This is a genomic window from Cupriavidus sp. 8B (genome assembly GCF_054589115.1).
The window spans coordinates 25733-47388 of sequence record NZ_BAAILO010000615.1 but is presented as its reverse complement, the minus strand read 5'-3'; the positions used below and the strand labels follow the sequence as shown (position 1 = coordinate 47388).

The window sequence follows — 21656 nt, the reverse complement described above, 5'->3', positions numbered from 1 at the left end:
CGTTTCTAGCATGGCGCTCCTTGCAGGGTTTGTCTGGCGGGCATGCAGCCCCGCCTACTTAACCAGTGTAATACGCGCGCGCTCAAACGGCCGGGATCCGGCCCTCCCTGGTGGACGGCGTCAGCCGCCTTCCTTGCCGTCGGGGCCGTACCAGGGGAGTGCCTCTTGCGGCGTCAGGATGCCGTCGGGCTCGGCCATGGCGTAGCCGGGAAGCGCCTCGATGCGGCGGCGCAAGGCCGGGTCGGCCATATGCGCCAGCAAGCCATGCGCCCAGGGCGTGATCTGGTCGTTCTTGCGCAGCGCCACGTAGTAGGCCTCGCGGGTCAGCGGCACAAAGGCCAGCCCATGGGCCTCGGCATTCATGCGCAGGCCGAATCCCACCTCGGCGCGGCCGGCGTGGACCGCTTCCGCCACCTTCTCGTTGCTGAACTCGGGGGTTTCATAGCCGACGATCTGGTCCGGGAACAGCCCCTCGGTGGCCAGCAGTTGGTCGAACAGCATGCGCGTGCCCGAACTGCGCTGGCGATTGACAAAGCGAGCCCGGGTGCGGGCCAGGTCGCGCAGGTCGTGGATCTCGCGCGCGAGCCCGGGTGCGACGATGAGGCCTTGCTCGCGCCAGGCCAGGCGGATCAGGCGCACGGCGGCCGGACGCAGCCATTTACGCAGCGTGACGTGGGCCACGGAGCCAGCCTTCTGGATCGGCGACACGTAGAAGCCCGCCAGCTCGGACTGCCGCTCCTGCAGGCAGATCAGGCCCTCCACGCTGCCGCAGAACACGGTGTCGAGCTGCAGGCCGCCCGGCGCATCGCGCAGTGCCCCCGCCAGGACCTCCATGGCCGGATCGTGGCTGCCGGAGAAGCGGATGCGGGTCTGCGGCTGGGCCGCGTCGTCCAGGTCCGCCAGGAAATCGACCATCGCCTTCTGCACGATCGGGTCGATCGCATCGCGCAAGCGCCCTTCCGCGCGCAGCAAGCGCTCGCCGAACATCGTCAGCGACGCCCCCCGGCCACGCTCCATGTCGAGCATGCTGCGCCCAAGCATTTCCTCCCATGATCGCATCACGCCCCAGGCGTGCCGGTATGACAGCCCGATCTCGCGCGCCGCGCGATGCAGGGAGCCGGTCTCGCGCACTGCCTTGAGCAGCTGGAACACCTTGGCATTGGAACGCGGATTGTCGTCCGCGGCCACTACCGGGAACAGGTCAAAGCGAAATGTCATATGAAACGCCTTTCATATTTACTTTAGAGATGTGGTTCATCGAGAATGCAAGGCGCTGATTTCCACGTATTTCGCTGCATTCTCACCGATCACATGAGTTTGTGGCAATTGTGTTTCTGAAAACATAAGACAAGGAGACTCCATGCAAGCCGTCGCCAAGCAAAGCCTTTTGGGTCACTTACCGACCCGCGCCGCGCGCAACCTGGGACTGGTTTGCCTGGTCTGCCTGACGGGCGCCGCCGGCGCCTTCGCTGGCGAACTCAAGCTGGCCACGACCACCAGCACGGAAAACTCCGGCCTGCTGAAATTCCTGCTGCCCAGGTTCGAGCAAAAGAGCGGCGTGGCCGTCAAGGTGATCGCGGTGGGCTCGGGCAAGGCGATGAAGATGGGCGAGATGGGCGACGTCGACGTGCTGCTGGTGCACGCCCGCAAGATGGAAGACGCATTCATGGCCGCTGGCTACGGCGTCAACCGCCGCGACGTCATGTACAACGACTTCATCGTGGTCGGCCCGGCCAGCGACCCCGACCGCCTCAAGGGCGGCAGGGACGTGCTAGCCGGCTTCAGGAAGATCGCCGCAGGCAGCACCAAGTTCATCTCGCGCGGGGACAACTCCGGGACCGACGTGATGGAGAAGGACTACTGGAAACAGGTGGGGATCGAGCCCAAGGGGCAACCCTGGTATGTGAACGCGGGGCTGGGGATGGGTGAGGTGCTGACCATGGCAGCGCAGATGCCGGGCTACACGTTGTCTGATCGGGCCACCTACGGCGCTTACCGCGCCAAGACCGGGTTGGCGATCCTGCTGGAGGGCGATCCCAGGATGTTCAACCCGTATGGCGTGATCGCCGTGAATCCGGCCAAGCATCCTGGCACGAATTACACGGATGCGATGAAGCTGGTGGAGTGGATTACGTCGAAGGAAGGGCAGGACGCCATCGCGGCGTACAAGGTGGAGGGGGAGCAGTTGTTCTTTCCGAGTTACAAGGGGAAGTGAAGGGGGGGTTGGACAAGTGCAAAACCATTGGCTCTTGTCCAAACTTTGGATTTGATTGCTACGGCGTTGGTTTTTGCACCCAAGAGCCATACGACATCCCCCTGCGGGGGGGCTGCCGGTCACTCTTCTTTGCGCGGCAAAGAAGACTAACGAGAAGAAAGCCGCCCTGCCGGGAGCAGAGCAATAAGGCTGTTTTTGCCTCTGTGGTTGCGTCGTACGGCCCTGAGTGTTGGCTGGCGTGCCTTACCGGATTTAGGGTCATCGCAGCTGCATGACCCACGGGTCTCGCCGTAAGGCCCCTGATCGCTTTGCTCGGTGACCATTCCCACATCTGCCGTACGCGGTGCGGAGGGCCACGATGCTGCATGACCTGCTGGTTTCGTGGTTTTGTCTCTGGCGGCGAACGCCCGGCCATTTGAGGCCCTGCCGTACCGGCGCATCCGGCAACTTGCTCTCAGCGCCCCTGGTTTCGTGGTGGGCACCGTGGCCCGGTCCGCGAGGGTCACGCTCGAACATCACCGTGCCTGCCCTCCGAGACAAAACCACGAAACCAGCCACACCCGAAACAGCGCAGCCCCTCGCGCCGCGAACGGCAGATGGTCGAACGCGCACCGCACACGAGGTCAGGGGCCCCACCACGGAACCCGTGGGTCATGCAGTTGCGATGACCTCCAGGCCGGTAGGACACGCCAGCCAACACTCAGGGCCGTACGACGCAACCACCCCCATCGAACAGCCTTATTGCTCTGCTCCCGGCAGGGCGGCTTTCTTCTCGTTAGTCTTCTTTGCCGCGCAAAGAAGAGTGACCGGCAGCCCCCGCAGGGGGATGTCGTACGGCCCTTGGGTGCAAAAGCCAACGCCGCAAAAATCAAAGCCAACCACAAGACAAGAGCCAACGGTTCTGCCCTTGCCCAACCTTCCCCTACCCTTCCCCTACTCTCGCCAACTGAGGCAAAACCGGCAACTCCCCAGCCACCTCCGCAATCATCCTGCGCAACCACATCACATCCGGAGCAGCATGACACCGCTCATGCCAAAGCTGATAAAACCGCATCCGTGGAAACGCCACCGGCGAAGGCACCATCTTCAGCGGCAGGTACTGCGCATAATGCGCAGCAAACTGCCGCCCGGTGGTGAACACCATATCCGTCTTCATCAACACATAAGGCACCAGCCCGAAATATGGCAGCGTGACCTGGATATTCCGCTTGTACCCCTGCTCGGCCAGCGCCTGGTCGATCATGCTGCGCTGCATCGACGCATACGGCGCCGGCGCCAGGTGCGGCATCTCCAGGTAATGCTTGAGGGTCAGCCCCTTGCGCGCCAGCGGATGCTGCGCCCCCAGCATGCACACCACCTCATCGTCGAACAACGGCGAAATATGCAGGTGTTCTGGCGGCGACAGCCAGTTGCCTACCACGATGTCGAGCTGTCCCTGCTCCAGGCTGTCGAGGAAGTCGCTCGATGACGTCATCGGGTGCACGAACAGCTTGGCGCCGGGCGCCAGCCGGCGCACCCGCTCGACGATATTGGGCAGGAAGAAAGCGTCCAGGTAGTCCGGCGCGCCCAGGTGGAAGGTACGGGTAGTGGTGGCCGGGTCGAAATGCTGGGGTGGCCGGGCGATGCGGTCCATGGCGGCAAGGCTCTGTTCGGCCAGCTGCAGCAGCTCGCGGCCGCGCTCGGTGGGCACCATGCCGCTCTTGCCGCGCACCAGGATGGCATCCCCCGTGATTTCCCTTAGCCGCTTGAGCGTATTGCTGATGGCGGGCTGCGATTGGCCGAGCCGGACCGCGGTGCGGGTCACGCTCTGCTCGGTGAGCAGGGTGTGCAGCACCCGCAGCAAATAGGTGTCGAGATGGTCGCGTCCGTGCATGGCGAGGGGGCGCCTGGCGCGCTTCGCGGCCGGTGGCGTGGGGAATGGGAACGGCGCATAGTGTATGTCAGGCACCCCGTCATTGGTCAAATCCGGTGGCCGCCGCGCTAGTCGCGCCGCCGGAATGCTCTCCCCCTTGATGGGGCATATCACCTGGGCCGAATATTGCATCGTCGGCGTCAGTGCTATGTTTGGCCCCATCCACAAAGAGAGAAGACACCATGGAGACGCAAACCATCCGCTTTTACCACCGGGGCAAGGTGACGGGGGTCGCTGACGCGCCCGTTACCCGCACCGTGCTGCAGTACCTGCGCGAGGACGCGCGCTGCACGGGCACCAAGGAGGGCTGCGCCGAAGGCGATTGCGGGGCGTGCACCGTAGTGCTTGGCGAGCTGGGCGAAAACGGCCAGGTCGAGTTCAAGGCGGTCAATTCCTGCATCCAGTTCCTGCCCACCCTGGACGGCCGCGCGCTGATCACCGTGGAAGACCTGCGCCAGGCCGACGGCGCGCTGCACCCGGTGCAGCAGGCGATGGTGGAGTGCCATGGCTCCCAGTGCGGTTTCTGCACCCCCGGCTTCGTCATGTCGCTGTGGGCGCTCTACCAGCAAAAATCCGAGGACGCCGGCACCGGCCGCGCCCCGGCGCGCGAGGCCATCTGCGACGCCCTGACCGGCAACCTGTGCCGCTGCACCGGCTACCGCCCCATCATCGAGGCCGGCCAGCGCATGATGGCGCTGCCGGCGCCGCAGGCCAGCAAGCTGGACCCGCGCCAGATCGCCGACACGCTGCGCTCGCTGCAGCGCGACAACACCTTCCACTACAGCGCCGAAGGGCAGCATTTCTACGCGCCCCGCACGGCGTCGGCCTTTGCCGCCATCAAGGCCGCCGAACCCGGCGTGCGCATCCTGGCCGGCAGCACCGACGTAGGGCTGTGGGTGACCAAGCAGTTCCGCGAGCTGGGCAACCTGCTGTACGTGGGCCAGGTGGCTGACCTGAATAGCATCGGGCAAGTGGACGGCACGCTGGAAATCGGCGCGGCGGTCTCGCTCGAGCGCGCCTACGCCGCGCTCAACGACATCCATCCCGAGCTGGAAGAAATGTGGAAGCGTTTCGCTTCCCTGCCGATCCGCAACGCCGGCACGCTGGGCGGCAATATCGCCAACGGCTCGCCCATCGGCGACTCCATGCCCGTGCTGATCGCGCTTGGCACCGAAGTGGTGCTGCAGCGCGGCGACGCGCGCCGCACCCTGCCGCTGGAGGACCTCTACCTGGCCTATCAGAAGACCGCCATGGCCGAAGGCGAGTTCGTCGCGGCGCTGCGCGTGCCGCTGGCGGGCCCCCAGCACTTGCGCACCTACAAGTTGTCGAAACGTTTTGACGAGGACATTTCCGCGGTGTGCGCCGCCTTTGCGCTGACCATCGAGGGCGGCGCGATCCGGCATGCGCGCGTGGCCTTCGGCGGCATGGCCGCCACGCCCAAGCGCGGCGCACATGCCGAAGCCGCGCTGGTTGGCCAGCCCTGGACGGAAGCCACCGCCCGCGCCGCCATGAGCGCGCTGTCGCAGGACTTCACCCCGCTGTCCGACATGCGCGCCACCGCTGCCTACCGCAGCCGGGGCGCCGCCAACCTGCTGTACCGCTTCTGGCTGGAGACGCGCGCCGACGCGCTGCCCGCCGCCGCCGTCAATGTCCGCGCCATCGGCGCGGGCGCGACCACCGCCACCGTCACCGCGTAAGGAGAGATCGGCATGAACAAGCAAACCGAACCCTTCCTGCTCGACGCCGCGATCGAAGCCAGGACCGCCGTGTCGACGCCGCAAGTGGGCGTATCGCGCCCGCACGAATCGGCCCACCTGCATGTGGCCGGCACGGCCACCTACACCGACGACATCCCCGAGCTGGCCGGCACGCTGCACGCCGCGCTCGGCATGAGCACCCGCGCCCACGCCCGCATCAAGTCGATCTCGCTCGACAAGGTGCGCGCCGCGCCGGGCGTGGTGGCAGTGCTGACCGCCGAGGACATCCCCGCCGCCAACGAATGCGGCCCGATCATCCACGACGACCCCATCCTGGCCAATGGCCTGGTGCAATTCATCGGCCAGCCGATGTTCGTGGTGGTGGCGACCTCGCACGACGCCGCGCGCCGTGCGGCACGCCTGGGCGCTGTCGAATACGAAGACCTGGCGCCGGTGCTGTCGCCAGAGGCGGCCCACCAGGCCGGCAGCTATGTGCTGCCGCCGATGCACCTGACGCGCGGCGAGCCGGCCAGCCATATCGCCGCGGCGCTTCATCGGGACAAGGGCAATATCCGCCTGGGCGGCCAGGAGCAGTTCTACCTGGAAGGCCAGATCGCCTACGCCGCGCCCAAGGAGAATGACGGCATGCACGTGTGGTGCTCGACCCAGCACCCCACCGAGATGCAGCATGCGGTGGCGCATATGCTGGGCTGGCACGCGCACCAGGTGCTGGTGGAGTGCCGCCGCATGGGCGGCGGCTTCGGCGGCAAGGAATCGCAGTCTGCAATGTTCGCCTGCTGCGCCGCGCTGGCCGCGTGGAAGCTGCTGTGCCCGGTCAAGCTGCGCCCGGACCGCGACGATGACATGATGATCACCGGCAAGCGCCACGACTTCGTCTTCGACTACGAAGTCGGCCACGATGCCCAAGGCCGTCTCGACGGCGTGTCGGTGGAAATGGTCTCGCGCGCCGGCTTTTCGGCGGACCTGTCCGGCCCGGTGATGACCCGCGCCATCTGCCACTTCGACAACGCCTACTGGCTGCCGAATGTGCAGATCGACGGCTACTGCGGCAAGACCAACACGCAGAGCAATACCGCCTTCCGCGGCTTCGGCGGCCCGCAGGGCGCCTTTGCCATGGAGTACATCCTCGACAACGTGGCACGCACCGTGGGCCGCGATGCGCTCGACGTGCGCCGCGCCAACCTGTACGGCAAGACCGAGCGCAATGTCACGCCTTACGGCCAGACCGTGGAAGACAATGTCATCCACGAACTGCTCGACGAGCTCGAAGCGACCAGCGCCTACCGCGAGCGCCGCGAGGCCACGCGCGCCTTCAATGCGAGCAGCCCGGTGCTGAAGAAGGGCATCGCCCTCACCCCGGTAAAGTTCGGCATCTCCTTCAACGTGGCGCACTTCAACCAGGCCGGCGCGCTGGTGCACGTGTACAACGACGGCTCGGTGCTGGTGAACCACGGCGGCACCGAGATGGGCCAGGGCCTGAACACCAAGGTGGCGATGGTGGTAGCGCATGAGCTTGGCATCCGGCTGGAACGCGTGCGCGTGACCGCCACGGATACCAGCAAGGTGGCCAACACCTCGGCCACCGCCGCCTCCACCGGCACCGACCTCAACGGCAAGGCCGCGCAGGACGCTGCCCGCCAGATCCGCGAGCGCCTGGCAGCATTTGCCGCGCGCCAGGCTGGCGTGGATGCGCACAGCGTGCAGTTCGGCGACGACCTGGTGGTGGCGGGCGAACTCCGCCTGGACTTCAGCGACCTCGCGCGGCAAGCCTATGTGGCGCGCGTGCAGCTGTGGTCCGATGGCTTCTACACCACGCCCAAGCTGTACTGGGACCAGTCCAAGCTGCAGGGCCGGCCGTTCTACTACTTCGCGTATGGCGCGGCCTGCTCCGAAGTGCTGGTGGACACGCTCACCGGGGAATGGCGCCTGCTGCGCGCCGACGTGCTGCACGACGCCGGGCGCTCGCTCAACCCGGCCATCGATATCGGCCAGGTCGAAGGCGGCTTTATCCAGGGCATGGGCTGGCTGACCACCGAGGAGTTGTGGTGGAACAAGGACGGCAAGCTGATGACGCATGCGCCCTCCACCTACAAGATCCCGACCGTCAACGACTGCCCGGAAGATTTTTACGTGCGGCTGTTCCAGAACGACAATGCGGAGGACAGCATCCATCGGTCCAAGGCCGTGGGCGAGCCGCCGCTGCTGCTGCCGTTCTCGGTGTTCTTCGCGATCCGCGATGCGGTGGCCAGCGTGGGGGATTACAAGGTGAATCCGCCGCTGGTGGCGCCTGCGACGAGCGAGGCGATTCTGGATGCGGTGGATGCGGTGCGGGTGGCTGTGCCGGTGGTGCAGTGAGGCGAGGTGGCTTGACGGATGCGCCCACAGACCACCCTCGCTGAAGACCGCAACGATGTAACGACGTAAAGCGCCGCCTTACCCCAAGGCAAAGCATCAACCTTAAAAGGCATCACCATGCAGGACGCACCCCTCAAACCCTTCCGCTTCGCCGACGCCACCCGCTGGGTGCGCGCGGGCGTGCCGGTGGCGATGGTCACCATCGCCGAGGTGAAAGGCTCCGCCCCGCGCGAGGCGGGCGTGCGCATGCTGGTGACCGCCGACGAACTGGTTGGCACCATCGGCGGCGGCCATCTCGAATGGCGCGGCATGGAAATCGCCCGCACCATGCTGGCCGAGCGCGATGCAATGCGGCAGATCGTGCGCATCCCGCTGGGCCCGGCGCTGGGGCAATGCTGCGGCGGCGTGGTACTGCTCGCCTTCGAGGTTTTGGGCGAGGCCGACCTGCCGTGGCTGGACGCGGTGCAGGCCGCGTTCGGCACCGGCCGCTCGCTGATGCGCACGGTGCCGCGCACCGGCGCGGTGCAGCACGCCGCGGCGCCGGCGCTGCTGCCCTCGGTGACTTTGCATGCGGACGGCGGCTGGACCGACACCCTGGTGCCGGACGAGCTGCACGTGGTGCTGTTCGGCGCCGGGCACGTGGGCCATGCGCTGGTCAAGGTGCTGGCCAACCTGCCGTGCCAGGTGCACTGGGTGGATGAGCGCGACACCTTGTTCCCGTCCGACCTGCCCGATAACGTCACCCCGGAAGCCAGCGACATCCCCGAAGCCGTGGTCGACCATGCGCCGGCCGGCAGCTACTTCCTGGTGATGACGCACAGCCACGCACTGGACCAGACGCTGTGCGAGCGGATCTTGCGGCGCGATGACTTCGCCTACTTCGGTTTGATCGGTTCCAAGACCAAGCGCGCGCGCTTCGAGCATCGCATGGCGGAGCACGGGATTGACCCTTCCCGCTTTGCGGAAATGACGTGCCCGATGGGCGTCTCCGGCATCACGGACAAGGCTCCGGCTATGATTGCGGTTGCCATCGTCGCTCAGTTGTTGCAGGTTCGCGACCAGCGCCTCGCCCATCTGGGCGCGCTGACCGCGGGCCGCAGCGGCAAAGCGACGAGCACGACGCAAACCAAGACCGCAAAAGGAACCCCATGACGCTCGATGCCGCGCTCGCATACCGTATTCGCCAGACGCCCAAGGCGGAACTGCATGTCCATATCGAAGGCACGCTCGAGCCTGAGCTGATCTTCCGGCTGGCCCAGCACAACAAGGTCAAGCTGCCGTACGCCAGCGTGGAAGCCCTGCGCGAGGCCTACGCCTTCACCGACCTGCAGTCGTTCCTCGATATCTATTACGCAGGCGCCAGCGTGCTGCTGACCGAGGACGATTTCTTCGACATGACGATGGCCTACGTGCAGCGCGCCGTCGCCGACAACGTGCGCCACGCCGAGATCTTCTTCGACCCGCAGACGCACACCGAACGCGGCGTGCCGATCAACGTGGTGATCGACGGCATTTCCGACGCGCTGGCCCAGGCCCGCACGCAGTACGATTTTTCCAGCAGCCTGATCCTCTGCTTCCTGCGCCACCTCTCCGAGGAAGACGCCTTCGCCACGCTGGAAGCCGCGCTGCCCTACCGCGACCGCTTTGTCGGCGTCGGGCTGGATTCCTCCGAGCAGGGCAACCCGCCGGAGAAGTTCGCCCGCGTGTTTGCCCGCGCCCGCGAGCTCGGCCTGCACCTGGTGGCGCATGCCGGCGAGGAAGGCCCGGCGCAATACGTGACCGACGCGCTCGACATCCTCAAGGTGGAGCGCATCGACCACGGCGTGCGCGCGATCGACGACCCGGCACTGGTCGAGCGGCTGGCCCGCGAGCGCGTGGCGCTGACGGTCTGCCCGCTGTCCAACCAGAAGCTCAAGGTCTACCCGGACCTGCGCGACCACTCCCTGCACCGCCTGCTGGAAGCCGGCGTGCTGGTCACGCTGCACTCCGACGACCCCGCCTATTTCGGCGGCTATATGAACGCGAACTGGGAAGCCACCTTCGAAGCCCTGCCGCTGACCGCGGCCGATGGCCACAAGCTGGCCCGCAACAGTTTCGAGGCGTCGTTCCTGCCTGCCTCGCAAAAGACGGCTTTCCTCGCCGAAGTCGACCACTTCTGGCAATCCCCGCTGCCCGCCGCGGCCTCCACGGCCTGAGCGCGGCTCACACCAAGATGCCGGCGCGCCATGTGCGCGCCGGCGCCCACGAGACATCGCTATGACGACCACGCCCCCCACCCAGTCCATCACCCGCGCCATCCGTGGCCGCGTGCTGCACTTTCTGCGCGACCCCCAGTTTCATGACGACGCGTATCAGTATTGGGAAGACGGGGTGCTGATCGTCACCGCCGGGCATGTCGCCGCGGTTGGCAACCATGCCGACCTGGCCGACCAGATCCCGGCCGGCGCCGAAGTGATCGACCGCCGTGGCAAGCTGATCGTGCCAGGCTTTATCGACACGCACGTGCACTACCCGCAGACCGACATCATCGCCTCGCCCTCGCCCGGCCTGCTGCACTGGCTGGAGACCTATACGTTCCCCGAGGAGCGCCGCTTTGCCGAGCCGGAGTACGCCGCAGCCGTCGCCGGCTTCTTCGCCGACGAACTGCTGCGCAACGGCACCACCAGCGCGGTGGCCTGGAGCACGGTGCACACGGCCTCGGCGGATGCGCTGTTCGCCGAAGCCGATCGCCGCAACCTGCGTCTCGTCACCGGCAAGGTCATGATGGACCGCAACTGCCCCGAGTTCCTGCGCGATACCGCCGAGTCCGGCGCGCGCGACTCGGCCGACCTGATCTCGCGCTGGCACGGCAAGAATCGCTTGTCGTACGCCATCACGCCGCGCTTCGCGCCCACCTCCAGCGAAGCGCAGCTGGAAGCCTGCGGCGAACTGGCCAAGGCGTATCCCGATGCCTTCATCCAGACCCACGTGGCGGAAAACCGCGACGAAGTGAAGTGGGTGGCCGAGCTGTTCCCGCAAGCGCGCAGCTATCTCGACATCTACGACCACTACGGCCTGCTGCGCCCGGGCGCGCTCTACGGCCACGCCATCTACCTGGACCAGGACGATCGCAAGCGGCTAGCCGACAGCGGCGCCGCGGTGGCGCACTGCCCCACCTCCAACCTGTTCCTGGGCAGCGGCTTCTATGATTTCCACCAGTCCGACGCGCACCGCCTCAACGTGACGCTGGCCACCGACGTGGGCGGCGGCACCTCGTTCTCGATGCTGCGCACCATGAACGCCGCCCACAAGGTGGCACGCATGGGCGGCTACCACCTCACCGCGCTGCGCATGTTCTACCTGGCCACCCGCGCCGCCGCCGACGCACTGGGCTGGAGCGAGCGCGTGGGCAGCTTCACGCCCGGCTGCGAGGCCGACTTCATCGTGCTCGACCCGCAGGCCACGCCGCTGATCGCGCGCCGCAGCGAGCGCTCGGCAACGCTGGAAGAGCAATTGTTCGCCTTCGCCATGCTGGGTGACGACCGCGTCATCGGCGAGGTCTATGTGATGGGCGAGCCGGCAAGCGCGCCGGCCTCCGCCACGCGCTAAGCATCACTTTTAACCGCGTCGCACCGGGTCCGGCCGCATCGGCTTGACCCGGATCAACACCCCTGTCACGCAATCCTTCTAAGCTGTCACACCATCGGCCTGTCCTGTGGCCGCGCATCGCCAGTCTCGGGCCTATCCAGGCACCCGACCCCGCGTTCGACAACTGAAGGTTTTTGCATGATTGCCTCGCAGCAAGCTTCCTTACCGGAGCCGATTTCCCCTGACGCCCCCCTGCCTTCGCGCAAGATCATCCGCGGCTGGCTGATCCCGCTTGGCGCGCGCAGCACACCGCGCGCGCTGGCGCTGTTCGCGCTGGACACCGCGCTGTTCCTGGCCGCGCTGGCCGGGGTGGTGCTGTTCTCCCACTGGCTCGCCAAGCTGGCCGCCAGCGTGGCGACGGGGCTGGTCATCGCCCGCTTGTTCATCATCGGCCACGATGCCTGCCACCAGAGCCTGACGCCCCGGCGCGGCCTGAACAAATGGCTGGGCCGGCTGACCTTCCTGCCATCGCTCACGCCCTACAGCTTGTGGGAAGTGGGCCATAACGTGGTCCACCACGGCTACTCCAACCTCAAGGGCTTCGACTTTGTCTGGGCGCCTTACTCGCTGGATGAATTCCAGGCGCTGCCGCGCTGGCGCCGTGCGCTGGAGCGCGTCTACCGCACCGGCTTTGGCGCGGGCCTGTACTACCTGGTCGAGATCTGGTGGTTCAAGATGTTCTTCCCCAGCCGCCGCCAGATGCCCACGCGCCGCGCCGTCTTCATGTGGGACTGCGCGCTGGTGGCCCTGTTCGGCGCCGCGTGGATCGGCGCGCTGGCGTGGCTGGCAATTGCCACCGGCCAGTCGGTCGCGCTGCTGGTCGGGCTGGGCTTCGTGCTGCCGTTCCTGGTCTGGAATTTCACCGTGGGCTTCGTGCTCTACGTGCACCACACCCACACCAGCGTGGCCTGGTACGATACCAAGGCCATGTGGGCGCGCGCCCAGCCCTTCGTCTCCACTACCGTGCACCTGCGCTTTCGCTATGGCATCGGCGCGGCGCTGCATCACATCATGGAGCACACCGCGCACCACGTGGACATGAGCGTGCCGCTGTACCGCCTCAAGCGTGCGCAGGCGCTGCTGGAGCACGCGCTGCCGGGCCGCATCATCATCCAGAACTTCACCTGGCGCTGGTATTTCCATACGGCGCGCCGCTGCAAGCTGTACGACTTCAAGGCGCTGTGCTGGACGGACTTCCGCGGCCGGCAGACCAGCGCCAACGCGCCAGTGCCGGCCTGACCCAGCCTGAAGCACCGCCCCGGCGGCCAGCGATGGCCGCCCGCCGCAACCGCAGCCCCCCTGGCTGCGGTTTTTCATTTGGGGCGCGTAATACTCAATTACAAAGTCTTTCCCTGTGCTTGTCCCGCGGCGCAGCGCTTGCCTCGTTAAGGACGATATCGGTCCCAAGGTCATTGCGCATGCCGCCCCGGGGCCGCCCCTTAGACGACGCTTGACCGCAAATCAGATTCCACAGGACATAGAGAAATGGCAACCAGCAAACCTCATGCGCCCATGCGCCGCCGCCTGCTCCGCAGCGCCCTGCCGGCGCTCGCCTCGCTGGCCGTGCTCGGCAGCCTCGCCGGCTGCGTGACCGAACGCGTGGTAGTACGGCAGCCGCCGCCACCGCCGCCTCACCAGGTGGTGCGCAACATGCCGCCGCCGGTGCACGAGGACCGCGGTCCCGCGCCGGCCTACGGCTGGAACTGGGTGCCGGGCCATTGGAAGTGGGAGGGCAACGACTGGTTCTGGGTGCACGGCCGCTGGGTCCAGCAGCCGGTGCCGGTGATGCCGCCCGTGATCGTGGAGCAGATCACGGTCATGCCCGCGCAGCACGCCTACTGGGTCCCCGGACACTGGGTCTGGCGCTTCGAAGGCGGCGGCTGGGTCTGGATGAAGGGCGCCTGGCGCGGCTAAGCCCGCTCGGGCGGGCTGGCCAGCGCCGTTCTTATTTGGACGCAGCGCCTGCCGCCCCCATCTTCCCGCCTAGCTCCGCGATGCGCGCGCGCATGGCGTCGGCCGAGCCGATCTGGTGGAACAGCGGGCCGCCCGGGGCAAAGCTGTCGGCCGTGGCCAGCCGGCCAACCACCACCGGCTCGAAGCCGGCATCGCGCACCAGCTGCTCGCCAATGCGCAGCGCCTTTGGATCGTCGGCGGCGATCGGCACCGCGATCAGGCCCTCGGCCCGGTGGTTCATGTTCGCGAAGTTGGTGGCGCCCATGAAATTGAAGGCACGCACGATGCGCGCGCCACGCAGGTACTTTGCGGTGGTGATGCCGATGCCTTTGCGCATCGCCTCTTCGGCTACGGCGCCATCGCGCGCGCGCACGGCATTGGTCGCATCCACCACCACCTTGCCGGCAAAGGCCTTGCCGTACTCCGCCGAGAGGTCAGGCAAGGCCTTGTAAGGGACGGCGAGAAGAATCACATTGGAAAAGGCCAGCGCCTCGGCCACCGTGCCCGCGCGGGCAAGCGGGCCGAGCTTCTCGACCAGCGGCTTGATCTCATCCGGGTGGCGCGAGGAGAACAGCACGGGATGGCCAGCCTTCACCCACAGGCCGCCCAGCGTGCCGCCGATGCGGCCCGAGCCGATCACGCCAATGGGCATGGGCGCGCCATCCCGGCTAGCCTGCGCGCGCAAGCGCGAGGGCGAGATCCCCAGCCACATCGCCAGCAAGGCGAGGCTAACGCTGCCGGTGAGCAAGCGGCGGCGCCGGTCGATGGATGCGATGCGTTCGACGGGTTCAGCAAACGGCATGGTGGACTCCTCGATCCGGTGAAGAGCGGGGTGCTGCAAGACAGCATGCGGGTGCGGTGCGCTTGGCACGCCTTCAAACTCTAGGCGAAAAATGCAGCGCGCGCCGCCGGCTCGCTGCCGCCGCGTGATCGATTTGGCGCTTGCCACACTGTGCACTACAGTAAGTAGCACTTGCATCACCCGGCATCACCCGGCATCCCCTGCGCTGCGCCCTTGTCCCGACGGAGAAGGTAATGGCCCTCGCCCTCCCCTGTCCGCGCCGCTCAAGGCTCGCGCCCGCCGCGCAGCGCACGGCAGCCGGCTGCGCTCGGGTGGCACTGGTGGCGCTGGCAGCGGGCGCACCGGCGGGCGTGGCCGCCCAGACGCCGGAAACAGCGCCGCCGGCCGACGAGGTCCACAACCTGCGCGAGGTCACCGTGGTCGCACCCGCGCCGCTGCCTTCATTCTCCATCCCGCGCGAGGCGTTTCCCGGCAATGTGCAGACCGCGACGGACGCCGACATGGAGCGCGCCAAGTCCGGCAACCTGTCCTCGTTCCTCGGCGAAACCATGGACAGCGTGGTGATCAACGACGTGCAGGGCAATCCGTTCCAGAAGGACATCCTCTATCGCGGCTACCGCCTGTCCTCCACCCTGGGCGCAGCGCAGGGCATCGCGCTCTACCTGGATGGCGTACGCCAGAATGCCGCGCTGGGCGATGTGGTCGACTGGACGGCAATCCCCGAGGCTGCGATCAGCACCATCACGCTGGTGCCCGGCAGCAATCCGCTCTACGGCCTCAACGCGCTTGGCGGCGCGCTGGCGCTGACCACCAAGTCCGGCGAGACACATCCCGGCGTGGAGGCTGACCTGAGCCTCGGCAGCCACGGCCGCGCGCGGCTCGATGTGAGCGCGGGCAACGTGCTCGGCGACGGCTGGCACGCCTTCGTGGCGGGCACGGGCTTTCGCGAGGACGGCTGGCGCCAGCACTCCGGCAGCAGCCTGGGCAACCTGTTCGCCAAGCTCGGCCGCTCCACCACCGATACGCAATGGAGCGTGAGCGTGCTGGGCAGCAGCAGCCGCCTGTCCGGCAACGGCCTGCTGCCGGACAGTATTTACGGCAGCCAGCGCAACGCCATCTACACCGCGCCGGACATTACCCGCACGCGCTCGCTGCAGGTCACGCTGAACGGCACGCACCAGTTCAACGCCGAGGACCAGCTCGCGCTGACGGTTTACGCTCGCCTGGGGCACGCAAAGGCCAGCACCGGCGATGTCAGCAACGACTACCTCGACACCTTGCTCGGCTGCCAGGGCAATGCTGGCAATGCCGGTTGCGAGCCAAGCGCCGCGCCGGCCAGCGCGGTGCTCAATACCGCGACCGTCAACACGCATGACTACGGGCTGTCCGGGCAGTGGTCGCATACGGGCGACGTCCACAACGCGGTACTGGGCGCGGCCTTTGCCCTGAGCCGCGCAACGTATCGCCAGGACACGCAGCCCGCCAGCTTCAACGACGATCGCGTGGCGGTGGCGGACCCCGGCGCCACGCCCACCACCAATGCCTCGCTCGATGGCCGCACCAGCACCGTCAGCCTGTATGCCTCCGATACCATCAAGCTGCTGCCGCACAGCTACCTCACCGCGAGCGCGCGCTGGAACACCTCGAGCACGCACACCGTGCTGAGCTTGCCGAACGCGTCCGACGAACGCTTCACGTTCTCGAAGCTCAATCCTTCGCTCGGCATCTCGCACCCGTTGCGAAGCGGCCTCACGGTCTTTGCCTCGGCCTCGCAAGGCACGCGCATGCCGACCGCGATCGAGCTGGGCTGCGCGGATCCGGCCAACGCCTGCCAGCTGCCCACCGGCCTGCAGGCGGACCCGTACCTGCGCCAGGTGGTGTCGCGCACGGTGGAGTTCGGCGGGCGCTGGAAGGCTAGCGATGCCACCGACCTCACGCTGGCGCTGTACCGCAGCGACAACCGCGACGACATCTTGTTCCAGCGCTCGCCGGTCAGCCCGCTCGGCTACTTCACCAACTTCCCCAAGACCCGCAGCCAGGGGCTAGAGCTCGGACTGCGCCAGCGGCTGGGCCGGGTGATGCTGCGCGCGAGCTACAGCTACCTGCAATCCACCTACCAGGCGGACGGCCAGATCCAGACGCCGTTCGCGGCGCCCGTCAACGTGCGCCCCGGCACGCGCATGGCGGGCGTGCCGCTGCATAGCTTCAAGCTGAGCGCAGACTGGCGCGCAACCGAGTCGGTTACGCTCGGCGGCTCCATGGTCGCATCGTCGTCGCGCCCGGTGGCCGGCGTTGAGGACGGCGCGCTGAGCGCACAGGATCCGCGCCTGGCGCGCACCGCTGGCTTCGTGCTGTTCAACCTGCGGGCGAGCTGGCAGGTCGATGCGCGCTGGCAGCTCTATGCGCGCGTCGACAATGTGCTGGACCGCCGTTATGAAACCTATGGGCAGGCAGGCCTCAACGTGTTTCCCGGCGGCACGCTGCTGCGGCCCGGCGCGGCGGTGCCGGTCGAGCGCTTCGTCGCGCCCGGCGCGCCGCGGCTCTTCCTGGTGGGCGTGCGCTATGAATGGGGCGGGCGCTAGCGCGCAGGAATACCTTGGCAAGCGCGGCGCCCTCGCCAAGAATGAACCGATCCGGCGAATGCAGTGGCAAACAAGCAAGTGGAGGCAAACATGGCGGCAATGGGGAGTTCGCGCAAGCGTGGCGTCGCGATGCTGGCCCTGTGCGCGGGGCTGGGGGGCACGGTGAGCTCGCGCGCCGCCACCGCCTACGTGACAAGCGAGAGCGGCGGCGTTGCGGTGATCGACCTCGACCGGCTTGAGGTCACGCGCATGCTCGATCCCGGTGGCAAGGGCCCGCGTGGCCTCGCGCTCACCGCGGATGGCAAATACCTGCTGACCGCCAACAAGGCCACCGGCGATCTCTCCGTGATCGACACGCGCAACGGGCAGGTGATCAAGCGCCTGCCCATCGGGCAGAATCCCGAGTTCGTGCGGGTCTCCGGCGGCCAGGCCTTTGTCACCTATGAGCCCGGCGAGCGCGCAGGGACGGCGGGCGCGCCGAAGCCCTCCAAGGCTGGCGACGACGCGCCGGCCCCGGCGGAAATCGCAGTGATCGACCTCGCGCAGTGGCGCATCGCCCGCGCCATTCCCAGCGGGCTGGAAACCGAAGGCATCGAGTTCTCGCCCGACGGCCGCCAGCTGCTGGTCACCAATGAAGGCGACGATACGATCTCGGTCTACGCGCGCGCGAGCGGGCGGCGGATCAGGCTGCTGAACGCGCCGCAGGGCTCGCGGCCACGCGGCATCAAGGTGAGCCCGGACGGACGGCGCTACATCGTCACGCTGGAATCGAGCAATAGCTTCCTGGTGCTCGATGCCGCGGACTACCGCGTGCTGCAGACCGTGCCGACCCGCACCGGGCCGTATGGCGTCGCATTCGACCGGGCTGGCAAGCGTCTGTTCATCGCTGCATCGCGCGCGGACACGCTGCAGGTGTTCGATGCAAACAGCTATGAAAACATCGCCAACATCGACATCGGCAAGCGCTGCTGGCACTTCAGCTTTACGCCCGACGATGCGCGGTTGCTGATTGCGTGCGGCCGCTCCAACGCAGTGTTGGTGGTCGATGCGCAGACCTACCAGCCGGTGCGCCAGCTGGATGGCATCGCGCTGAACTGGGGCATCGTCACGTACCCGAAGAGCGCGGGCACGCTCGATGCGCCATGAGCGACGATCAGTGCTGCGCGCTCAGCAAGCCGGCGACCGTCTTCGCGCCAGCCTGATCGGCAATCTCCCGCGCGGTCAGCCCGCGGTTGTCGCGCAGCTCGGGCCGGGCGCCTCTGGACAGCAGCAGGCGCACCGTCTCGACCTTGTCGTAGCCGGCCGCCCACATCAGCGCGGTAAGCCCATTTGCGTACCGGGTGTTGACGTCCACGCCGGCGTCCAGCAGTTGCCGCACCACGCCGGCATGGCCCTCGCCGGCCGCGTAGATCATGGCGGTCTTGTCGACGCGATCCGTGGCGGCCAGCTCCGCATGGCGCGCCAGCAGCATCGCCACGATCTCCTCAAAGCCGCCGAAGGCCGCGGCCATCAACGGCGTCACGCCCTGGACGTTGGCCTGGCTGACGTCGGCGCCATGCTCGACCAGCGTGCGCGCCATGTCGGTCAGCCCGCGCTTGGCCGCGGTGAGCAACGGCGTATCGCCGATGCGGTTGCGTGCATTCACCGCCGCGCCTTGCTGCAGCGATGCGCTCACCGCCGCCGTGTCGCCGGCCCGGGCGGCGGCAAGCAGGCGGGCATTGAGGCTGATGTCGTCGTCGGCATTGGCCGGCAGGCACAGCACGCCCATGCCACATAGCAACGCAGCGGCAAGCCCCGCGCGCCATCCAGTGCGTCCGTTCATGTCCGTCTCCCGCCGCTGCCGTTGACTACGTTGCCAGTCTCATCGCGACACCTTCGCCGGCTAAGTGTGGTGGGTAAGACGCGCAATTTCAAGGAACGTCCGCACGCATGTTGCAGCGCGGCGAGCATGGTTTAAGCACCCACTGCAATGCGGGTTGTTTTGCCTGCACTCTTGCCTATACTGCATGTGACCCGGGCCGCCACAGTGTGCGACAAGCACACGCTTTCGCCCTGGGAAAGCCGGGGCACGGAAATTCAAAAAGGAGCTTCCCATGCTCTCTTCCCGCAGCCATACCCGGTTGACCCTCCCCTTGCTGTTGCTTGCGCTGGCCGCCGTGGCCGCCGCGCTCATGCCCGCAGCCTTCGGCGCGGACGAGAGCCAGGGCGGCGCGACCACCCCGGGCGCGGCCATGACCCGGCCCCTGCCGCCGGTGACACAGGCACAGCTCGACGCGGCCGGCAACAACGCGAACGACTGGGTGCATTCCAATGGCTCCTACGTGCAGACGCGCTACTACCCGGGCAGCCAGATCAACACCAAGAATGTGGCAAGGCTGAAGCCGGCGTTCCTGTTCCAGACCGCCGTGCTCGAGTCCATGGAGACCGCACCGATCGTCATCAACGGCGTGATGTTCCTGACCACGTCCTATAACCACGTCTATGCCATCGATGCCGTGACCGGCAAGGAGTTCTGGCACTACAAGCACAAGATGGGGCCGATCACGACCTTCTGCTGCGGCCCCAACAACCGCGGGGTAGCCGTCGCCGGCGACCGCCTCTTCATGGGCACGCTCGACGCCAAGCTGGTCGCGCTGGACGCCAAGACCGGCAAGCTGCTGTGGGAAACCCAGATCGCGAACCCGGAACTGGGCTACTCGGAAACCATGGCGCCGGTGGTCGTGGACGACAAGATCCTGATCGGCACCAACGGCGGCGAGTACGGCATCCGTGGCTTCCTCAAGGCGTATAGCGCCACCGACGGCAAGCTGCTGTGGACCTTCTACACCATCCCCGAAAAAGGCCATGAAGGCGTGTGGGCCACCAAGGACGCGACCGGGCGCGATATGAAGCGCGACATCGCGGCCGAGAAGAAGCAGCTCGCGGACAAGGGCGGGGACTTCTACAAGGCGCTCGGTGGCGGCGTGTGGATGCCGCCGGCGATCGACCGCAAGAACAAGATGGCGATCTTCGTGGTGGGCAATCCTTCGCCCGACCTGTATGGCGCCATCCGCCCCGGAGACAATCTCTATACCGATTCGATGGTCGCGGTGGACCTGGATACCGGCGCCTACAAATGGCACTCGCAGTACATCGCCCATGACGTGTGGGACCTGGATGCCGCCAGCCCGCCGATCCTGGTCGACGTGCGCGACAAGAACGGCCAGATGATTCCCGGCGTGATCCACGGCGGCAAGACGGGCCACGTCTATGTGCATGACCGCCGCGACGGCCGCCTGATCCGCTTCTCGCAAGCCATGATCCCGCAGGAAGACATGTGGACCCTGCCCACGGCCACCGGCGCGCGCATGCTGCCGGGCGCCAACGGCGGCGTGGAATGGTCGCCGATGGCCTTCAGCCCGAAGACGCGGATGGCCTATGCCGCCAACCTGCACCAGCCCATGACGTACCAGGTGGAAGCCTCTCCCTACCCGGGCGGCAAGCTCTGGCTTGGCGGCGCCTTCAAGACCATCCCGGCCGAAGCGCAGTGGGGCAAGCTCTCCGCGGTGAACATCGATACCGGCAAGGTGGTGTGGGACTACAAGACCGACCAGCCGCTGATCGGCGGCGTGCTCGCGACGGCGGGCGGCCTGGTCTTCAACGGTGAAGGCAACGGCCTGTTCCGCGCCTTCGACGCTGCCACCGGCAAGAAGCTGTGGGAGTACCAGTGCGGCGCGGGCGTGAATGCGCCGGCGGTGTCCTACATGGTCGGCGGCAAGCAGTACATCGCGGTGGCGGCCGGCGGCAACACGCAACTGGACTTCAAGCGCGGCAACAGCGTGCTGGTGTTCGCGGTGCAATAGGCACATAGGCGTATAGGCATATAGGTATGCGGATCCCGTCGGGTCTCGCCCGGCCCCGGCAGCCAGCGCTGCCGGGGCCGGCCTTTTTGCTATGCGTGCTGCTGGCATGCGCGGCCGGCACGGCGCGCGCCGATCCCGAAGCCGGCAGGCGCAAGGCGGAATCCTGCGTGGCTTGCCACGGCCCGATGGGCAACTCCGGCGATCCACTCTATCCGGTACTGGCCGGCCAGACCGCGCGCTACATCTACCTGGAGCTGAAGGACTTCAAGGAAGGCCGGCGCAGCGACCCGATGATGACGCCGATGGCCGCGCCGCTGTCGCGCGAGGACATGCTCGACCTGGGCGAATATTTTGCCGCGCAGAAACCCATTGCCTCCCAGTTCAAGGCCGATGGGCGAAAAGTGGAAGCCGGCAGGAAGAAGGCCGAGGAAGTGCTCTGCACCATGTGCCATCTTGGCGGCTTTGCCGGGCAGAATGAAATTCCCCGCGTGGCGGGGCAGCAATACGCCTATATCGTCAAGCAGCTGGAAGACTTCCGGTCGCGCAAGCGGACTAATGATGCGGGGAGCATGACCAGCGTGGCGCGCGGGCTGTCGGATGCGGATATTCAGAATCTTGCGAGTTATATGGCTAATTTGCGGTGACCCAGC

Annotated in this window: 16 protein-coding genes; 12 read left to right on the top strand and 4 right to left on the bottom strand. The window is 67.0% G+C overall.

The window, feature by feature from the left end:
• Positions 1-120: 120 nt before the first annotated feature.
• Positions 121-1218 carry a substrate-binding domain-containing protein gene (locus ACYP5B_RS50620; protein ID WP_459575014.1) on the bottom strand — a complete coding sequence of 366 codons (1098 nt, stop codon included), beginning with the start codon at positions 1216-1218 and terminating at the stop codon, positions 121-123.
• Between the two features lie 142 nt (positions 1219-1360).
• Between ACYP5B_RS50620 and ACYP5B_RS50615 the strand changes: the two genes are divergently transcribed.
• Positions 1361-2215 carry an ABC transporter substrate-binding protein gene (locus tag ACYP5B_RS50615; protein ID WP_459575011.1) on the top strand — a complete coding sequence of 285 codons (855 nt, stop codon included), beginning with the start codon at positions 1361-1363 and terminating at the stop codon, positions 2213-2215.
• A 922-nt stretch (positions 2216-3137) separates the two neighbouring features.
• Here ACYP5B_RS50615 and ACYP5B_RS50610 read toward each other — a convergent pair.
• Complete coding sequence (locus tag ACYP5B_RS50610) at positions 3138-4088, bottom strand: LysR substrate-binding domain-containing protein (protein WP_267605971.1); 951 nt, start codon at positions 4086-4088, stop codon at positions 3138-3140.
• Positions 4089-4309: 221 nt separating this feature from the next.
• Between ACYP5B_RS50610 and xdhA the strand changes: the two genes are divergently transcribed.
• From xdhA to ACYP5B_RS50575, 7 genes are all read left to right on the top strand, one after another.
• Positions 4310-5824, top strand: a complete 1515-nt coding sequence (gene xdhA / locus ACYP5B_RS50605; RefSeq protein ID WP_459575009.1) for a xanthine dehydrogenase small subunit — start codon at positions 4310-4312, stop codon at positions 5822-5824.
• Positions 5825-5836: 12 nt separating this feature from the next.
• Complete coding sequence (gene xdhB, locus ACYP5B_RS50600) at positions 5837-8200, top strand: xanthine dehydrogenase molybdopterin binding subunit (protein ID WP_459575007.1); 2364 nt, start codon at positions 5837-5839, stop codon at positions 8198-8200.
• A 117-nt stretch (positions 8201-8317) separates the two neighbouring features.
• Positions 8318-9352, top strand: a complete 1035-nt coding sequence (gene xdhC / locus ACYP5B_RS50595; RefSeq protein WP_267605968.1) for a xanthine dehydrogenase accessory protein XdhC — start codon at positions 8318-8320, stop codon at positions 9350-9352.
• Entirely contained in the window at positions 9349-10395 is a 1047-nt protein-coding gene (locus tag ACYP5B_RS50590) for an adenosine deaminase (RefSeq protein WP_459575006.1), read from the top strand. Before xdhC ends, ACYP5B_RS50590 begins: the two co-directional genes overlap by 4 nt.
• Positions 10396-10456: 61 nt before the next feature.
• Positions 10457-11788 carry a guanine deaminase gene (gene guaD, locus ACYP5B_RS50585; RefSeq protein ID WP_459575005.1) on the top strand — a complete coding sequence of 444 codons (1332 nt, stop codon included), beginning with the start codon at positions 10457-10459 and terminating at the stop codon, positions 11786-11788.
• A gap of 177 nt (positions 11789-11965) precedes the next feature.
• Positions 11966-13066 (top strand): fatty acid desaturase, encoded by a 1101-nt coding sequence (locus ACYP5B_RS50580; protein ID WP_459575004.1) that lies wholly within the window; start codon positions 11966-11968, stop codon positions 13064-13066.
• A gap of 246 nt (positions 13067-13312) precedes the next feature.
• The gene (locus ACYP5B_RS50575; protein WP_400099056.1) at positions 13313-13741 is read left to right on the top strand and encodes a hypothetical protein; all 429 of its coding nucleotides are present in this window, start codon (positions 13313-13315) and stop codon (positions 13739-13741) included.
• Between the two features lie 31 nt (positions 13742-13772).
• On the opposite strand, the gene ACYP5B_RS50570 is transcribed toward ACYP5B_RS50575, so the two are convergent.
• Entirely contained in the window at positions 13773-14582 is an 810-nt protein-coding gene (locus ACYP5B_RS50570) for an NADPH-dependent F420 reductase (RefSeq protein WP_400099054.1), read from the bottom strand.
• Between the two features lie 233 nt (positions 14583-14815).
• Here ACYP5B_RS50570 and ACYP5B_RS50565 point away from each other — a divergent pair, with 233 nt between their 5' ends.
• Positions 14816-17164: a TonB-dependent receptor gene (locus tag ACYP5B_RS50565; RefSeq protein ID WP_459575001.1), complete on the top strand. Its 2349-nt coding sequence runs from the start codon at positions 14816-14818 to the stop codon at positions 17162-17164.
• 63 nt (positions 17165-17227) lie between these two features.
• Positions 17228-18310: a beta-propeller fold lactonase family protein gene (locus tag ACYP5B_RS50560; protein ID WP_459574999.1), complete on the top strand. Its 1083-nt coding sequence runs from the start codon at positions 17228-17230 to the stop codon at positions 18308-18310.
• A gap of 7 nt (positions 18311-18317) precedes the next feature.
• On the opposite strand, the gene ACYP5B_RS50555 is transcribed toward ACYP5B_RS50560, so the two are convergent.
• On the bottom strand, positions 18318-18986 hold the full coding sequence (locus tag ACYP5B_RS50555; protein WP_459574998.1) for an ankyrin repeat domain-containing protein: 669 nt from the start codon (positions 18984-18986) through the stop codon (positions 18318-18320).
• A 349-nt stretch (positions 18987-19335) separates the two neighbouring features.
• On the opposite strand from ACYP5B_RS50555, the gene ACYP5B_RS50550 reads away from it, so the two are divergent.
• Positions 19336-21006, top strand: a complete 1671-nt coding sequence (locus ACYP5B_RS50550) for an outer membrane protein assembly factor BamB family protein (RefSeq protein WP_459575024.1) — start codon at positions 19336-19338, stop codon at positions 21004-21006.
• 26 nt (positions 21007-21032) lie between these two features.
• Positions 21033-21650 carry a c-type cytochrome gene (locus tag ACYP5B_RS50545; protein ID WP_459574996.1) on the top strand — a complete coding sequence of 206 codons (618 nt, stop codon included), beginning with the start codon at positions 21033-21035 and terminating at the stop codon, positions 21648-21650.
• The last annotated feature ends 6 nt before the right edge of the window (positions 21651-21656 follow it).

Coding starts and splice junctions, on each gene's coding strand:
- xdhA (WP_459575009.1), top strand. CDS start 4,310: ATGGAGACGCAAACCATCCGCTTTTACCACCGGGGCAAGGTGACGGGG.
- ACYP5B_RS50610 (WP_267605971.1), bottom strand. CDS start 4,088: ATGCACGGACGCGACCATCTCGACACCTATTTGCTGCGGGTGCTGCAC.
- xdhC (WP_267605968.1), top strand. CDS start 8,318: ATGCAGGACGCACCCCTCAAACCCTTCCGCTTCGCCGACGCCACCCGC.
- ACYP5B_RS50590 (WP_459575006.1), top strand. CDS start 9,349: ATGACGCTCGATGCCGCGCTCGCATACCGTATTCGCCAGACGCCCAAG.
- xdhB (WP_459575007.1), top strand. CDS start 5,837: ATGAACAAGCAAACCGAACCCTTCCTGCTCGACGCCGCGATCGAAGCC.
- ACYP5B_RS50565 (WP_459575001.1), top strand. CDS start 14,816: ATGGCCCTCGCCCTCCCCTGTCCGCGCCGCTCAAGGCTCGCGCCCGCC.
- ACYP5B_RS50570 (WP_400099054.1), bottom strand. CDS start 14,582: ATGCCGTTTGCTGAACCCGTCGAACGCATCGCATCCATCGACCGGCGC.
- ACYP5B_RS50615 (WP_459575011.1), top strand. CDS start 1,361: ATGCAAGCCGTCGCCAAGCAAAGCCTTTTGGGTCACTTACCGACCCGC.
- guaD (WP_459575005.1), top strand. CDS start 10,457: ATGACGACCACGCCCCCCACCCAGTCCATCACCCGCGCCATCCGTGGC.
- ACYP5B_RS50620 (WP_459575014.1), bottom strand. CDS start 1,218: ATGACATTTCGCTTTGACCTGTTCCCGGTAGTGGCCGCGGACGACAAT.
- ACYP5B_RS50575 (WP_400099056.1), top strand. CDS start 13,313: ATGGCAACCAGCAAACCTCATGCGCCCATGCGCCGCCGCCTGCTCCGC.
- ACYP5B_RS50545 (WP_459574996.1), top strand. CDS start 21,033: ATGCGGATCCCGTCGGGTCTCGCCCGGCCCCGGCAGCCAGCGCTGCCG.
- ACYP5B_RS50550 (WP_459575024.1), top strand. CDS start 19,336: ATGCCCGCAGCCTTCGGCGCGGACGAGAGCCAGGGCGGCGCGACCACC.
- ACYP5B_RS50555 (WP_459574998.1), bottom strand. CDS start 18,986: ATGAACGGACGCACTGGATGGCGCGCGGGGCTTGCCGCTGCGTTGCTA.
- ACYP5B_RS50580 (WP_459575004.1), top strand. CDS start 11,966: ATGATTGCCTCGCAGCAAGCTTCCTTACCGGAGCCGATTTCCCCTGAC.